Genomic DNA, 18,003 nt, shown 5'->3' on the forward strand with positions numbered 1-18,003 from the left:
GCGCATATATTTGCAACACTTTTTCACAGGTAGGAGACCTATTTCTCCTGAGAGAATAGAAAACTAACTTTTGTTTAACTTAATAATTAAAGTATGAAAGACAGAAAGAATTCAAGTCTGTTACGTCGTTTGGACAAGTTCCAGCGGCTGTTCTTCGTTGCTTTGTTATCCGTATTGGCTGTAGGGGCCTTTGCACAGAGCAAAACCGTTTCGGGTACTGTCCTTGACAAGACAGGTGAGTCTGTAATCGGTGCCAGTGTGGTGGTGAAAGGTACTACCAATGGTACAATTACTGACTTTGATGGTAAGTTCACACTTCAGAATGTTCCTGATAATGGAACTATCCAAGTAAGTTTCGTGGGATACAAGACCGTAGATATCCAGGTGAAAGGACAATCTACCGTTAAGGTAATCTTGGAGGAGGATACTGAAACACTGGATGAGGTTGTGGTAGTAGGTTATGGTGTTCAGAAAAAAAGTGATGTGACTGGTGCTATGGCACGTGTTGGTTCTGAAGAATTGAATACAAGACCTGTGAACAATGCTTTTGAAGCCTTACAAGGCAAAGCTGCCGGTGTAGATATCACCTCAAGTGAACGTCCGGGTACTGTAGGATCAATCCGTATTCGTGGTAACCGATCTATCAGCGCATCATCAGACCCTCTGTATGTAGTAGATGGAGTTCCTTTGAGTGCTGGAGGAATTGAAACGATCAATCCGCGTGACATAGAATCCATTGATATCTTAAAGGATGCCTCTTCTACAGCTATTTACGGTTCTCGTGGTGCCAATGGTGTCATATTGATAACTACCAAACGCGGTAAAGCGGGTAGACTCGCTTTAAACTACTCAGGTTCTGTCACATTAGAAAACCTAAAAGACAAATCACCTGCCATGAGTGCAAGCGATTATATTACCTGGCGCCGTTGGGCTTATTATAACTCAGATCCGGTAAACAATCCTCGCGGTGACCAACCTAACTACGATAAAGACCAAATTTATTTCGCAGCATCAGGTGATCCCGCAGCTTTGGCAAATGTAAATAAAGGTTGGAGTAACGGTACTTGGGATGGAAGTAAAGTAACAGATACCGACTGGGCAGACATAGTGACCCAAACAGGTATCACTCATGAACACACCATCAGTGGTAGTGGCGGTAACGAAACTGCGCAAGCTTTCTTCTCTGTTGGTTACCTGAATAATCAAGGAACTCAGAAAGGACAGGAATATGAACGTTATAATTTTTCAATGTCTGTCGATTTACAAGTAAAACCTTGGTTTAAAATGGGCGGATCTATCAACGGTTCATGGGCGGTTCAAGACTATGGTTATTCCCGTACCGGACAATCTTCAGGCTCGGGCCCTGTTGATATATATAGCGCGGCAAAAGCTATTCCACGCTTTGGTGTTCCTTATGATGAAGAAGGAAATATCATTACCAACCCCTGTGGCTCCACCACCAATGTTTATACTGTAATTGACGAATGGAATAAGTCAACCGATAACCGCCAAACTTTCCGTGTACTAGGCAGCTTTTACGGACAATTTGATTTTGGGAAAATATGGGCACCTCTAGAGGGACTAAGCTATAAAATCTCTTTCGGTCCTGATTTCCGCCACTATCGTCAAGGTATTTTTATCAGCAAAGACTCTGCCGTGAAAATGGGCTCAAAAAACTATGCTAAATATGCAACAGATCGTTACTTGTCATGGACACTGGATAATCAGATCAACTATAACAAGACATTCGGCAAACATAACTTAGGCGTAACCTTATTGCAATCAGCTTCCAAATATAATAAAGAAAGTGGTTCCGAAAGTGCTAACGCCATCCCTAATGAAAATTTTGAATGGTACAACATGGGCAGTGTAGATATTACTGATGCAGCAACTTATGGTGCTGGTATGAGTACTGGTATGTCTGAGAATCAGCTGGCATCGTACATGGCACGTGTAAACTACGCATACAACGACCGTTATTTATTGACTGTATCCGGACGTTATGACGGTTCTTCCGTATTAGCAGACGGGCACAAATGGAGTTTCTTCCCTTCTGCCGCCTTGGGCTGGCGCATTGACCAAGAAGACTTCATGAAAGATATTTCTTGGATAAACCAGTTAAAACTTCGTTTCGGTTTGGGAACAACTGGTAACTCAGCTGTAAGTGCATATTCTACATTAGGTAACATCCAGTCATTCTATGTACCTTTTGGCTCTACTCTGACCCCTGCTTATGCTACTAATGAACCTTATTACACTTCTTCTCAAGTAAAAATGGCAAATAAAAATTTAGGTTGGGAAAAGACAACACAATATAACTATGGTATAGATTTCAGTTTCTTGAATGGACGTATCAGCGGTTCAATGGATATTTATCACTCTAACACCAATGACTTATTATTAAGCATGACTATTCCAACCTTAACTGGCTTTAATTCTACTTATGCCAATGTAGGTAAAACAAAAAACTTCGGTGTTGACTTATCTTTGAACCTGGTTCCCATACAAACTAAAGACTTTGAATGGAGTTCCACTATCAATGCAGCCTATCAAAAAGATGAAATCTTAGAACTTGCTAACGGTAAGCAGGATGACATTTCCAATGCCTGGTTCATTGGTGAGTCAATCAATGTTTTCTATGGTACTGCCAGCGATGGTCTGTGGCAGGAAAGTGATGCGGCAGAAATGGCTAAATTCAATGCCAACGGACATAAATTTGAAGCAGGTATGGTTAAACCAGTTGATCAAGATGGTAACTATATTATAGACAGTAATGACCGTATTATTCTTGGCAACAAAAATCCTAAATGGGTACTGGGATGGAGCAATACATTCAACTATAAAGGTCTTGAACTAGGTATCGAGCTGAACGGACGATTTGGTTATATGGTTGATACGGGTGGTGAAGGCCAATACGGTATGTACAACCAACGTGAAATAAGCTATTGGACTCCGGACAACACTGGTGCTGATTATCAAAAACCGATTTACAGTACAGCAGGTGGTGATGCTTATTCAAGTCTGCTAGGCTTTAAAGATGCCTCATTCATCAAGATCCGTAACATTTCTTTAGGTTATAACTTCAATTCCAAAGCATTAAAGAACATCGGAATCAGTTCTCTTAAATTATATGCACAAGCTAAGAATATAGGCAACCTCTATTCTTCAGTAGATTTTATGGATCTGGACTTAGGCACTACTTATTACAATAGAGGCTTTACTTTCGGTTTACAAGTTGGTTTCTAATTTGATAATAACACATTAAACTGTTTTTAAAATGAAAAATTTAAAATATACATTATTCACGGCTGCCCTGTCTGTCGCAATGACTGCCAGTTTCAGTTCTTGTAGCGATAGTTTCCTAGATGAAAAAAACAAGTCATCCTATACCACTGATTATTTCAAAACGTCACAGGGCATTCAAGATCTGGCTACCGCACTGTACGGTAACATCCGTTGGCATTTCGGTTATGAATGGGCGTATGGTATTACCCTTTACGGCACTGATGAATTCACAAACGGCTCTGACCTGACAGCAGAACCATGGAACACTTATGACAGCCGTCTGAACCCATTGGACTGTACAAAAGCAAACGGAGCGGCCAACAATAACTGTCCGGGTATATCAGCTCTTTGGGATCAGATGTATTACGGCATCGCTTCTGCCAATCAAGTTATCGCATCAGCTGACTATGTTACTGATGCGGAAGTCCGTGAAAAATGCTTGGGTGAAGCTTATTTCCTACGTGGATATAACTACTATCGTCTTTTCGCACAATATGGTGGTGTGGTTCTGCAAACCCAAGTTACTGAAGGTGTGGTCAGAACCTTTACTCGCGCTTCTGCAGAAGAAACATTAAACCAAGTGATTGATGACTTGCAGAACGCTTACGACAAACTGCCTACAGACAGATGGCGTGGTACAGGTACATGGACTAAATACACAGCAGCACACTTCCTGGCAAAAGCTTTGCTGTACCGTCAGTCTGAACGTTGCAGCGACTGGAACTCAAGTTATCCTGCTGATGCTGATTTGAAAAAAGCGATTACGTTATGCGATGAAGTCATCTCAAAATGTCCGTTAGAAAGTGATTATAATAACCTTTACGCCAAATGGACCGGTATAGACTGCAAAGCCGAGGAGTCTAATGAAATATTAATGTCATGCCAACACACTTCTTCGGCAACCGGACGTTTCGGAAACCGTACTTATAGTTACTTCAACCCACAATTCTCCAACTTCTCCGGTGGTTGGACACAACGTGGTCAATATATTGGTGGTATGGACTTCCAACGTTGCCGCCCTACAGAATACGCTTATGCTATCTTCGACAATGTGAATGACTCACGTATGTGGAAAACATTCAAAACTGTCTACGGATTGAATAATATTGCATCGAAAGCAGATGATGTAGTGGCTACAAACGGTATTACAGCCGATCAGGTTCCAACACTAGGCGACCAAGGCATCATCTTTATTCTTAATAAAAAAAGTGACAACCGTTTTAAAGACGCCACAAACTCCGATTATGGAACAGTAGGTCGCGGTGGTATAGCCCACTCCTTTGTAAACCCCGAAACAAATAAATGGGTGCCGAATGTGTTCCCTGTATATGCCGGTGGTCAATATGTATTGAATACCTATGGTGTTAGCGGAAATCCAGCACAGTCCAATGTATTCTGTGGTATCAATAAAACTGATGACGGATCGCGTACAGCAGAGAAAGGTGACGCACATCGTGATGTCATTATGGCCCGTACAGGCGAAACTTATCTGATAAAAGCGGAAGCTCAAGTACGTTCCGGTAACTTCCAGGATGCTATCTCTACCATCAACCAGCTCCGTGCACGTGCCGAATGGAAAAATGGTGAAGACCGCGAATACTACACCGACGGTTCTATGGCTTTCTTGAAAAGCGCAGGTGGTGACGAAGATAATTCAACTGCACTAAGCACTTTAGGTAAATGCAAAGATGCTAATGGTACCAAAATCAATAACACAGAGGCATTCAAGGCTTCTTTCCTTCAAAAGAACACTTACTATCTTTCAACTGGTATAGAACGCACTACAGATGCTTCCAGTCTGCAAATTTCAAGTTATTCATCATTACCGGCCGAGGATGAAGCTATTCTATCAGCTATGGGCGTAAATGGGGACAAAGACCGTTTGATCAATTTCATTTTAAACGAACGTACCCGCGAATGCCTAGGTGAATGGAACCGCTGGGAAGAATTAAGCCGTACCAAGACTTTGGTTCAACGTGCTAAATTATTCAATCCGGAAGCAGCTGCCAATATAGCAGACAAACATTTGCTTCGTCCTATTCCACAAACATTCTTAGACCAACTTCAACATGAAGACGGTACAAATTTAAGTGATGAAGAAAAAGCCGCAATGCAGAATCCGGGCTATTAACAGACTAGATTTTTGCAGTCAATAATTAATAAGGGGAGTGCCGGATTCAGTACTCCCCTATTTTCCACACCATAAATACTTATTTTATAATGAAAAAATCGGTCTTTATATGCTTCACTACACTATTCTTGTTAATAGCGGGATGCAAACAACAAAAAACTATACGCTATGAACTTGTAGATGGCAATCCACAAATAGATTACATAGATTTCCTGAACGACACGCTATGCCGATTTGTCGCACCAGGACCATTGATTCTGACAAGCCACTACACAAAAGAAGGAGATATTTATATAATACAAATCAACGATATAGTGAGCGCACGGCTATATAAAACAGAAGAAGGAAAGCTACGAGGTGAGGCTCCTTTTTTTGAAGGAATATGGATTATAAAAGAAAGGTGATATCAACAAGTTCTGTACAGTTCATTCACTCATTTCTTTTCATATAAAGAAGCTATCTGTCAGCCCCCCCAAAAAAATCAATAACTAAAATCCAATACAAATCCAACAAGATGAATAAAGATTGTTATCCGTATATGGAAAAAGAACAGAAAGAAGATGAACAATATTCCATGTAAATGAATAAAATTCCATAGGTAAGATACCTTCTTCGTCTATATTTGCATAAATCAAAAATCAAAGATACTATGGAACTATTACCAGCAATCAGAAAAAGCATAATTGCATTCGTTCTGCTACCCGCACTTCTATATGCAGGTATCCCTCCCACCCTACAAAGCGATGCCTCACAAAGAATGACCAAAGATATCATGAACCGTGCTTACATCACCCCCAAACGTATTGTTACCAAATACGCAGGATGTAAGAATAATCTAATAAAAGACGAACACTATTTATTAGAGCGTGGAAACGGCCAATCGGAAATGAACAGAAAAAAATGTTGCATAATGACTTCTACTGAAACAGAGAAGGCATCCTTATTACTGGATTTCGGCAGTGAACTGCATGGAGGATTAAAGCTCGTCATGGGCAGTTCCAGCCGTAGGGAGCCTTCTTTGGTAAGGATACGTTTCGGAGAATCTGTTGGAGAAGCCAACAGTAGCACTTCAAATTCCGAATGGAAAGTGGGATTTTCAACAGACGATCATGCCAAACGTGATATCATCATGGAAATTCCCCGTGACGGCATGATTGAAATAGGTAATACCGGTTTCCGCTTTGTCCGCCTCGACTTGCTGCAAAACAACGCCACTATCTCTTTAAAAGAAATTTCAGCTATCCTGCGCTACCGTGATATTCCTTATCTGGGATCTTTTGAATGCAACGACCAACGTTTAAACAAAATATGGATTACCGGAGCCTATACTGTCCACTTGAATATGCAGGAGTTTTTATGGGATGGCATCAAACGTGACCGGGTAGTCTGGCTGGGCGATATGCATCCTGAATTAATGGCTGTCAGCCGTGTTTTCGGATACAATGAGGTAATTCCCAACAGTCTGGACCTGGCCTGCAAACAATTTCCGTTACCCAATTGGATGAATGGCATGAGTGCATACAGCCTATGGTATCTGATCAACCAATATGAATGGTATCACCAGACTGGTGATATTGATTTTTTAAAGAAACATTCCGACTATATCAGCGGATTAATCCATCTGATAAATGAGAAAGTGGATGATGCGGGAAATGAAACGTTAGCACCTGCCCGCTTTTTGGACTGGCCATCCAGCGGAAATAAAGCCGGAGTTGAGGCAGGCTATCGCGCACTGATCGTATGGGCTATGCAAGATGCACATCAATTGTCTTTAAAACTTGGTAACACTTCTGATGCTCAATTATGTCTGGACATTATCAACCGGATGAAAAAAAAGATATTACCTCACAACAATCTGAAACAGGCAGCTTCATTAATGGCCATCGCTGGATTGATGGATCCCCAACAGGCTTGCGATGAAGTTGTCTCTGTCGGTGGTGGAAAAGGTTTTTCCACTTTTTACGGGTATTATATGCTGGAAACATTAGCCAAAGCAGGTGAGTATGAGAAAGCAATAGATATCATTAACACTTTCTGGGGGGCCATGCTGGATTTGGGAGCAACCACGTTTTGGGAAGATTTCAATCTGGACTGGATTCCTAATGCCGCTCCTATAGACGAACCTGTTCCAGCCGGAAAAAAAGACATACATGGCGATTTCGGCGCCTATTGCTATCCCGGATTCCGTCACAGCCTTTGCCACGGGTGGTCCTCAGGACCTACCACATGGCTGTCAGATCATGTATTAGGTATAAAAATCGTGAACGTGGAACGCAAGCAGATCAGTATTGAGCCACACCTAGGTAAATTAGAATGGGCTAAAGGCACTTATCCCACCCCTTGGGGCGTGATAGAAGTCAGCCACGAGAAGAAAGCCGATGGTAAAATCGCAACCAAAGTGAAACTTCCGAAAGGTGTAAAACAAATTTAATTATAAGAAATCGTTATCAAACTTCTATAAAAACTGGATCTTATGAAAAACATAATGATATGGATTATGCTCCTCTTGAGTATAACTTATACTGACGCCCAAAATGGGAAGTCTCCTAGAAAAGACTATGCCAAATTAGCTAATTATGATGAAAGTAAGGTTCCGCAATATACCTTACCTTCCGTATTAATGTGTCACGACGGAGAAATGGTTCAGACCAAGGAACAATGGGAGCAAAAACGCCGCCCCGAAATTTTAAACCTGTTCACGACTTACATGTTTGGCAAAGCACCTGTATTAAAACACAAACTGCCTTGTACAGTCAGTCGGATCAATGAAAAAGCTCTGAACGGATGTGCCACCCGGAAAGAAATAACCATCCAATTAACAGACGATCCACAGGGTCCCCACATTGACTTGCAACTGTATCTTCCTAATCATGTATCAGGAAAAATTCCGGTTTTTCTAGGTATCAGCTTCATGCCCAATTACACGATATATGATGATCCCGATTTATCTGTCCCCGAAATAACAGATGAAAAAATGAAGAAAAGATCTTTCAGGGGATCAATGGACAAATCCTGGCAGCTTGATAAAATTTTGGAACACGGATATGGTCTGGCCACTTTCTGTTATAATGATGTGGATCCCGATTTTGACGATGACTTCCAAAATGGTGTGCATCCTTATTATTATGAGAAAGGGCAGAATTTCCCAGATCCGGATCAATGGGGTTCCATTGCAGCTTGGGCATGGGGCATGAGCCGTGCCATGGATTATCTGGAAACAGACAAAAAAGTGGATGCCAAAAAAATCGCCGTGATAGGTCATTCTCGTCTTGGCAAAACCGCTGTCTGGGCCGGAGCCTCCGATCCGCGTTTTGCTTTAGTCATATCCGGGAATTCAGGATGTTGTGGAGTTGCCATCTCACGTCGTTGTTTTGGTGAGACTGTAGAAGCCATGAATGTACGTTTTCCTCATTGGTTCTGCGGTAATTATAAACAATTTAACGACCGGGAAAAATACTTGCCTTTCGACCAGCACGAACTCGTTGCCCTGATTGCTCCAAGACCTATATATATCGCCAGTGCAGAAGAAGACAACTGGTCCGACCAAAAAGGTGAATTTCTAGGAGGTAAAGGAGCTGAACCTGTATATGCCCTCTATGGCTTAAACGGAATAGGTTGTGAAGAAATGCCTCCTGTGGATACACCTTACATGAATGGCTCTATCGCATACCACAATCGCAAAGGGCCTCACGCTATTCTTCCATACGATTGGGAACAATTTCTTCGTTTTGCTGACAAATATTTTAAAAACAAATAATTAATATATAAATCAATGATGAAAAACAAGAACCTACTTATAGGATTATGCTCGGTACTGCTGTTGCTTAGCATATCAATAAACATGACAGCTCAGGACTCGCGTGAACGTACATATTATTATGAAATACTAGAACCACGCCATGAGCCCAAACCGAAAATCAAAGGTTTTGCAACAGAAAGAGTAAAAGAGAACTTAGACAGAGGGTTAACGGCCACCCCATCTGTAGACGGGAAAGGTATCTACCTCAGTTGGAGGCTATTGGAACAAGATAAAACAGACACTCCCTTCCACCTCTACCGTTCTGCAAACGGCAAGACACAGCGCCTATCAAAAAATCCAATTAAAAACACCTGTGACTTTGTTGACCAAACTCCCGTTGCCGGAAAAGCAACCTATTGGATCTGTGCATTAGATAAAAAGAAAAAAGTGATTAACACATCTTCCAAATTGGATGTGGACTGTTCTTTATTGAAAAACTATCAATCCATTAAATTGAACCGTAATATAAAAGCAGGCAAAATAGCCGTTGCTGATTTGAACGGGGATGGTATTTACGATTATATCATTCGTACCCCAGAAAAAAATGTGGATCCCGGAATGCCCGGTACTCTGGATGGTTCAACTTACCAAATTGAGGCTTATTTAAGTGACGGCACTTTTTTATGGTCTAAAGATTTAGGACAAGGTATTGAGCCCGGTGTTTGGTACTCCCCTTTCATCGCATACGACTTCAATGGAGATGGCAAAGCAGAAATTGCCTTAAAAACAGCTCCGGAAACGACCAAACGAAATGAAAAAGGAAGGGTAGACTCCGGTGAAGAATATCTAAGTGTATGGGATGGAATGACCGGAAAAGAAATTGCCCGCGTGGACTGGCCTGAACGGAATGACAGGTATGGAAATCTGGTCCGGCAAAACCGTAACCAAATAGGAATGGCCTATCTGGACGGCAAGACTCCTTATATATTGGCATGTCGTGGCACTTACAAACTGATGACTGTAGATGCATGGCAACTGAAAGATAACAAACTGGAACGTGCATGGCGATGGGACGGTGATGAAGAAAATCCCGTAGTAAGAAGCATGGGTTCCCATAATATGGTATGTGGTGATGTGGATGGAGATGGAAAAGATGAAATTCTATTAGGCTCATGCATGCTTGATGATAACGGGACTTTACTATGGTCTACCGGATTAGGACACCCTGATAAAATCTATCTGACTGATATCGACCCGGATCGTCCGGGTATGGAAGTGTTCCTTTGTCTGGAACCTTGGCACGAGAACGGACGTGGCGTTTGTGTTGTGGATGCCAGAACAGGACAACCGGTATGGAATATCGGTCATAAGACATTCCATGTAGGCGATGGGATGGTTGCTGATTTTGATCCGGTCCATAAAGGTCTGGAATGTTTTGCCAGCGAAGACCGTAAAGGAGGCAGCACAGACAAATATCTACTTTCGGCTGACGGTAAACCCTTAGGTAAAAATGAGGAAGTGCCCTCCTGCCGTAATTGGGCCTGGTGGGACGGTGACTTATTGCGTGAAACATTTAAAGGAGATGATAACCGATGGGGGGCAAGTTCCTCTTCAAACGGTCGTTCACTAAGTATTGTAAAATGGAAAGGAGAAACACTAACACAAGATATTGAAGGTGATATCTTAATGATTGCAGATTTATATGGAGACTGGCGTGAAGAAATAATAACCGCATTACCCGGTGAAATACGTATCTACACAACCAATCTTCCGGCAAAAGACCGTCGTACCACATTGATGCAGGACGGAATATATAGAAGCTATGTAGCTCATCGTTCCATGGGATACCCACAAGCTCCTGTCCCCTCCTATTATTTAGGAGAATAATATTAAGATTAGCATGAAGGATTCCTCTAAAAACTGTAACGGATATCCTTTTGTTGTAGGGGCGCTTTGATGCGCCCTTATGCATATAAAACTCAACTCTAATCATAAACATCATGCAAAAGATACTATTATTTATTGCTTCCCTTTTTTATTTCAACTTCTTATTTTCAAAAAATGAAATAAAATCCTGGCAAGGCATTCATGAAACACCCCTTTCCCGTCTAGAACAACAATTTGCAGAACCTCCTGTGGAATTTGCCAACCATGTAATATGGGGTTGGGAAGGGAAAATGGATAAAAAGACTATTTGCAATGACTTGGATTCTATCAAAAAGAAAGGATTCCGTGCCGTAATATTTGAAGCAGGTTACAAACTACCTTTCAAATATCTTTCCGAAGAATGGTTTAAAGCAATTCGCACCGGAGTAGTTGAAGCCAAAAAACGAGACATGAAAGTCTGGATTATTGATGAAGGAAAATATCCCAGCGGATTTGCAGGAGGAAAATTCTCACAGGAACGTCCCGATTTGAGAATGCAAGCTCTTGTGATAGGTGATACCATACAGATAAAACGGGGAGAAGTAATGACAAACCATAAAATAGCACCGGAAATCATCAGTGCGGTAGCCGTCAGTACATCCGGCGCTCCTAACAGAACTGTAGAAATTAATAATGGAAAAATAAGTTTCAACGCCGGGCTGGATGACTGGAAGATCCTATTAGTCAAAAGCGACTTTCGGACGGCTGTAACCCGAGCCGTTAATAATCCTAATGGCGGTAAAGATGCCACTAATTCTCTGTGTGATTATCTGAACCCTGTTGCCGTACAGCAATTCATTGATTGGACACACAAACAGTATAAAAAATATCTTGGTAAAGAGCTGGGTACCACCGTACTTGGTTTCCGGGGAGATGAACCCGATTATGCACATTTACCTTGGACTCCTTCCATTGTCCAAACATTCAAAGATACAAAAGGGTACGATCCGACTCCCTATCTAGCCTCCTTTTTTACCGCTTCGCCTACCATACAGGAACAAAGAGTAAAAGCCGATTATTGGGATGTCTGGTCCAGCTTGTTTGCCACCCACTTTTTCAAATTACAAGCCGATTGGTGTGCAGCCAATGGAGTAGCCCATATTACCCATCTTAACAAAGAACATGAAATGCCCGCATGTGTAAAAGCTGAAGGAGACTATTTTCGAGCCTTAAGTAAAGTTCAAATACCCGGAGTAGATGCAATCTGGAACCAAATATGGCCCAGTACCCTTAATGATTTCCCCAAACTAGCCTCATCTGTAGCTCATGTTTATGGAAAACCTAGAGCATTCAGCGAAAGTTTTGCAGCTTACCACATCTCTCCTACCATTCCCCAAGCCAAATTTGTTGTAGATCATCAGATTGCCCGAGGGATTAACTTCTTTGAATTCATGTTCTGGCTGGCAGGATCCAAACATCGCAATTGGATGAGTGATCCTGGTATGAAAGGCCTGAATGAATATACAAATCGCACTACTTACCTGATGAGCCAAGGGAAGCCGGGAGCACGGATTGCCATGTATTACCCCACATCTACTATGTGGCTGGGTAACAATGAAGTTTATAAGGATATCGTCACTCTTACCCAACAGCTGTTAACTCATCAACGAGATTTTGACTACATAAACGATGATGCTTTTACGGAAGCACTGACCATAGGTCCCGGCTATCTGGAAAATAAAAGCAGCCAAAGATATGAAACATTGATTATCCCATCATCAGATGTTATTTCCGTATCTGCCTGGAAAGTAATAGAAACATTTTCCTCACGTGGAGGAAAAGTCCTGTTTTGGGGAAAGAAGCCCGCTTCTTTCATTGACAAAAATTTCACTGCTCCTGGTTCCCTATCAGATTTAACCAACAGCAGGATTGAGCCATCCACCAGATGGACAGCACATGTAAGCTCTTCCCTTCCGGAACCAGAAATGAAAATCATTTCACCTGACAATGATTCTATCCGCTACACACGCAGAGTAATGCCCGATGGCGACCTCTACTTCATATTCAATGAAGGGAATAAAGCTACAGAATTTACAGCAGACTTTGATAAAGTAGGAGTTGTAAAAGAATGGAATGCAACAGATGGCACACTCCAACCGATAAATGCAACAATTGTCAATAATCGCACCCGTCTGACCATTAAACTGGAAGCATGGGAAAGCAAGCTCATATCTATCGGAAAAAATAACAGAGAATATAACATTAAAGAATATGGCGTAAAAGGAAATGGCTATTCGGAAACAGCCACTTTACAACGTATCATTAATGAAGCAGCTCACAATGGAGGCGGAACGATAGTTATTCCTGCCGGGGAGTATCTAAGCGGCGCTCTATTCTTCCCACGTGGTGTAGATTTACGTATAGAAAAAAACGCCAAACTAATCAGCACTGTCGACCCCAATGAATTTCCTGTCATCCCTACCCGTTTTGAAGGCATAGAAAAAAGGTGGCGATGTGCTTTCTTGAATTTCGACCATTCAGACGGAGTTAAAGTTTATGGTGAAGGAGTTATTGATGGTAAAGGAGTAGAATGGAAAAAAATTCCATTCGGAAACTCCGGACGCCCCAGACTGGTATGTTTCACAGATTGCCCGGGAGGTAAGATTTCCGGTTTAAAAATGATAAATCAGGCCTCATGGTGTCTTCATGTACTTTACACAAACGGATTCACTATAGATGGAATCGATATCCGTGCATTGGAATATATACCCAGTTCCGATGGCATAGATATCGATTCGTCCAATGATATACTGATTACTTCCACCCGCATTGAGGCACATGATGATTGTATCTCCATCAAATCCGGACGAGACGAGGACGGACGCAGAGTAGGACGTCCCAGTGAAAACATTCTGATAGAGAACTGTCATTTCGCATACGGTCATGGTGGAGTGGCTATGGGCAGTGAAATATCAGGCGACATACGCAATGTGACCATACGTTCCTGCCTGATGGATAACGAAAACTGGAGTCCCTTACGTTTTAAAAGCCAGCCCAGCCGTGGCGGAACTGTGGAAAATATCACTTTTGAAGATATTATCATCAAAGGAGCACGCAGTATCTTTGATATCAATATGGAATGGCGTATGGTTCCTCCGCTTCTACCTGCACATTATCCACTGACCTGTTTGCGCAATATCCATTTCAAGAATATAAATGGAGAAGCACAATCAGCAGGAACCATGTATGGTTTTAAAGAGGCTCCATTCGGAAATGATACATTCTTTTTTGAGAATTGCCATATCAAAGCTCAAAAAGGATTAAGTATCTCAAATGTGGCCAATGTTAATTTTAAAGGTTTGGAACTAGAGATAAAAGAAGGGGAAAAGATTTATGAACGATCTGCAAATAAAGACAAATAGCCCAATAAGAACACTGATAAATAAAAAACACACTCGAAATGCGTACACATGCATAATATTCAAGGAAGATGTACACATTTCCATTGTAGAAAATCCCAGACCATCCTATTTTTGCGCTACCATTAAAACACTAAAACAACATGATGAAGAAAAAATTAATACTATCATTCTTTTTTGTCGCATTAGGTTTTGGAGTTGTAAAAGCACAAGACTTGCCGGACAAAAAAGAAACGTTGAAGACTGTTATAAAAGTCAATAATTACTTCATGAAGAAGTATGCCGATTATCGTACTCCTTCTTTTGTAAAAAATGTAACGCGTCCTAGTAATATCTGGACACGCGGAGTATATTATGAAGGATTAATGGCTCTTTACTCCGTTTATCCACGCGATGAATATTATAAATATGCTGTCGATTGGTCAAATTACCACGAATGGGGATTTCGCAACGGTACCACCACTCGCAATGCTGATGATTACTGTGCCAGCCAGACTTACATTGATTTATATAACATTTGTCCCGATCCGGAAAGAATCCGTAAGGTCAAAGCTAATATAGATATGCTGGTTAACACTCCTCAAGTAAATGATTGGTGGTGGATTGACGCCATCCAGATGGGAATGCCTGTATTTGCCAAACTTGGAAAATTGACCGGAGAACAAAAATATTTCGACAAGATGTGGGATATGTATGAATATACCCGTAACAAACATGGCGAGAATGGCATGTACAACCAAAAAGAAGGTCTGTGGTGGAGGGACCAAGACTTTGATCCCCCCTACAAAGAACCTAACGGTAAGAATTGCTATTGGAGTCGTGGCAATGGATGGGTATATGCAGCACTGGTACGTGTACTGGATGAAATTCCTACTAATGAAAAACATCGTGCCGACTATATCAATGATTTCCTGACCATGAGTAAAGCTATCAAAAATTGCCAACGCACAGATGGTTTTTGGAATGTAAGTATGCATGACGAATCAAACTTCGGAGGTAAAGAAACCAGTGGCACCGCTTTATTTGTATATGGCATGGCATGGGGGGTACGTAACGGACTGTTGGACAGAAAAGAATACCTGCCAGTCTTGTTGGAAGCATGGAATGCTATGGTGAAAGATGCCGTTCACCCTAACGGCTTCCTAGGACTTGTACAAGGAACCGGAAAAGAACCGAAAGACAGTCAACCTGTCACATACGACAAAGTACCCGATTTTGAAGATTTTGGAGTAGGATGTTTCCTGCTTGCCGGAAGTGAAGTTTACAAATTAAATTAATAATATGATTGGTTAGTGAATCGATTTTTCATAGACTATGATTTAAAGGTTAGATTTAGGTTAAGTAAAAAGGAGCGACTGTGAAGCCGCTCCTTTTTGTTCTATCAATCATACGTTTTCAATCAGTAATAGAAAATACCAATACTCCTGCTGTAGGAATTACCGGCTCTCCTATCAACACTTTGGCTCCCGAGGGAAGTACGAATTTATAAGGTTTATCTGTATAATTCAATACAATCCCCATACCATTGCGGTACTCTAAAGTAACACCATATGGTAAATCCATCACAGGAATATTCAATTGCGCATATAGTTTCTTCAAAATATCTTTCTCCAATAATCCGTCCGTACTATCCACTCCCACGTAAGTAACAGTACCTTTTCCCAACTTATGAGTAGTGACTGCCGGTTTTCCTTCATAAAATTCCTGTGTATAAGTAGCCCATACTTGTGAATCCTTACCCGGTTTCAATATCTCCCCCCAAGTATTCCATGTATATTCTTTTCCATCCATCCGTAATTTGCCAGGTTCTTCAGGAAGTAATAAATCATAAAACTCCATTTCATTACCGGTCAGTTCATTAATCATGGAACCAAAAGGAGCTTCGGGTAAACGTCCATGGCGATCTTTTTGGGCTGTACGGCAAGTTAAGACCAAATTACCACCCTTCTTTACATAATCAGTCCATCTATCTACCAATGCCTTGTCAGCCAATTGATAAGCCGGAGCTATGACCACAGGATAAGAGGAAAACTCCTTGCTTTCATTGATAAAATCTACAGGCGCACCAAAAGATTTCAACGTGCGATAATATTTCTCAATATGCCCCAATGTATTCCATGTACGATTTTGCTTCTGGCGCTCAATGCTCCATGAATTTTCATGATTAAAAAGAATGGCAGTACGACGCGCCAAATAATCGGCCGGTTTCACCTCACGAGCAGCAACCTGTCCCCGCAGCTGTCTGATTTCTTTCATGAACTGCTCATATTCACGTCCACCGGGAGTTACCGTTGTTCCGTCTGTACCTACAATGCCATAGTGATATTGTTCCGTGCCATACAGAGGCTGGCGATAACGATAAGTACAGATAAAGTCGCCTCCACCGGCAAATACGCTCCACATCCATAAACGGACAGCTCCGGGCAGCGGTTGAGGATTGATACTCCCCCAATTCACCTGTCCTGGCTGAAGTTCCATTACTCCATAAGTACCTTGTATGGGTCTGAAAAAGTCATTGGCAAAAGCAATACGCAACGGATTTCCTACTCGATATCCGCGGCGACCAATACCTTCATTGTCTCCATACACCATATAGCGAGTATAACTTTGAAAATCAAGTGCAGGGCTGCCACCTATATGTCCTTCCTCATAATTAGGAATATAGTTAGTAGTCACCCATTGGTTCTTTGCATATTTTTTTATCAACAAACATTGTTCATTCAAAAAGTCGTTTGTCTGACTGGCAGCGAAACGGCGGTAATCCAAAATCTGATGATGATTCATAAACATCTGGGCAGTTTTAGGAAGAGTTATTTCATCAAAAGAAGAATAAACCTCACTCCAAAAAGCCGTTCCCCAGGCATCATTCAATGCTTTAATGTCATGATGATATTTTTCACGCAAAAAATCCCGGAAAGCCAGTTCGGCTTTCGGATTATAATCAAATTGTACGGCCGGCTCATTATCGAGCTGCCAGCCGATTATTCTGGAATCATTTCCATAATGCTGAGCTAACTTCTCTATCATTTTATAAGCCAATTCTCTATAAACGGGAGAAGCAAAAGAAGCATGTTGACGTGCTCCGTGATCAAGCACGGTACCATTTTCATTTTTAATCAAAATTTCAGGGTATTTACGGCTCATCCATACCGGTGGAGTTGCCGTAGAAGTACACATAATGACTTTCAAATCATATTTGGCAGCCAAAGCCACCGCTTTATCCAACCAGGAAAAATCATATTTTCCCTCTTCCGGTTCCAATTGCGCCCAAGCAAATTCCGCGAAATGGGTGAATTCAAAACCCAAATCGTGCATCTGTTTAAAATCTCTCTCCCATTGACTCTCATCCCAATGCTCAGGATAATAATAAGCACCGGTCAAGGTCAAATCCTTGTCTTTAAACCAAGGCTGTTGTGCAAAAAGTCCTCCGGCCAAAGAACAAGCCAAAAGAACGGTCACAAATCGTTTTTTCATGATAAAATAGTAATTTAACCTTAATTCCGCAACACTATTATAAATTAAACTTTTTAAGTACCTGAGCAACAAAAAGTTGCTCAGGATTT

9 protein-coding genes are annotated in these 18,003 nt (G+C 41.5%); 8 read left to right on the plus strand and 1 reads right to left on the minus strand.

Annotated elements, in window-relative coordinates; translation table 11 throughout:
• Positions 1-93: 93 nt before the first annotated feature.
• The 8 genes from AB5935_RS14665 (at position 94) to AB5935_RS14700 (ending at position 15,717) form a co-directional block, all read left to right on the plus strand.
• Positions 94-3,246 (plus strand): SusC/RagA family TonB-linked outer membrane protein, encoded by a 3,153-nt coding sequence (locus tag AB5935_RS14665; RefSeq protein WP_368327460.1) that lies wholly within the window; start codon positions 94-96, stop codon positions 3,244-3,246.
• Between the two features lie 31 nt (positions 3,247-3,277).
• The gene (locus AB5935_RS14670) at positions 3,278-5,416 is read left to right on the plus strand and encodes a RagB/SusD family nutrient uptake outer membrane protein (protein ID WP_038610875.1); all 2,139 of its coding nucleotides are present in this window, start codon (positions 3,278-3,280) and stop codon (positions 5,414-5,416) included.
• Positions 5,417-5,505: 89 nt separating this feature from the next.
• Entirely contained in the window at positions 5,506-5,820 is a 315-nt protein-coding gene (locus AB5935_RS14675) for a hypothetical protein (RefSeq protein ID WP_038610878.1), read from the plus strand.
• 245 nt (positions 5,821-6,065) lie between these two features.
• Positions 6,066-7,847, plus strand: coding sequence for an alpha-L-rhamnosidase C-terminal domain-containing protein (locus AB5935_RS14680; protein ID WP_038610881.1), 1,782 nt, complete (start codon positions 6,066-6,068; stop codon positions 7,845-7,847).
• A 42-nt stretch (positions 7,848-7,889) separates the two neighbouring features.
• Positions 7,890-9,173 (plus strand): alpha/beta hydrolase family protein, encoded by a 1,284-nt coding sequence (locus AB5935_RS14685; RefSeq protein WP_007831539.1) that lies wholly within the window; start codon positions 7,890-7,892, stop codon positions 9,171-9,173.
• A gap of 15 nt (positions 9,174-9,188) precedes the next feature.
• Complete coding sequence (locus AB5935_RS14690) at positions 9,189-11,042, plus strand: silent information regulator protein Sir2 (protein WP_051926298.1); 1,854 nt, start codon at positions 9,189-9,191, stop codon at positions 11,040-11,042.
• A 113-nt stretch (positions 11,043-11,155) separates the two neighbouring features.
• Positions 11,156-14,443: a glycosyl hydrolase gene (locus AB5935_RS14695; protein WP_007831530.1), complete on the plus strand. Its 3,288-nt coding sequence runs from the start codon at positions 11,156-11,158 to the stop codon at positions 14,441-14,443.
• 143 nt (positions 14,444-14,586) lie between these two features.
• Positions 14,587-15,717, plus strand: a complete 1,131-nt coding sequence (locus AB5935_RS14700) for a glycoside hydrolase family 88 protein (protein ID WP_371741695.1) — start codon at positions 14,587-14,589, stop codon at positions 15,715-15,717.
• 118 nt (positions 15,718-15,835) lie between these two features.
• Here AB5935_RS14700 and AB5935_RS14705 read toward each other — a convergent pair whose 3' ends face one another.
• Entirely contained in the window at positions 15,836-17,914 is a 2,079-nt protein-coding gene (locus AB5935_RS14705; RefSeq protein ID WP_368327461.1) for a beta-galactosidase, read from the minus strand.
• Positions 17,915-18,003 lie beyond the last annotated feature (89 nt).

The sequence above is a fragment of the Phocaeicola sp. RTP21198st1_B8_RTP21198_201120 genome (genome assembly GCF_040929485.1).
In the GTDB taxonomy this organism is placed as follows: Bacteria; Bacteroidota; Bacteroidia; order Bacteroidales; family Bacteroidaceae; genus Phocaeicola; species Phocaeicola dorei.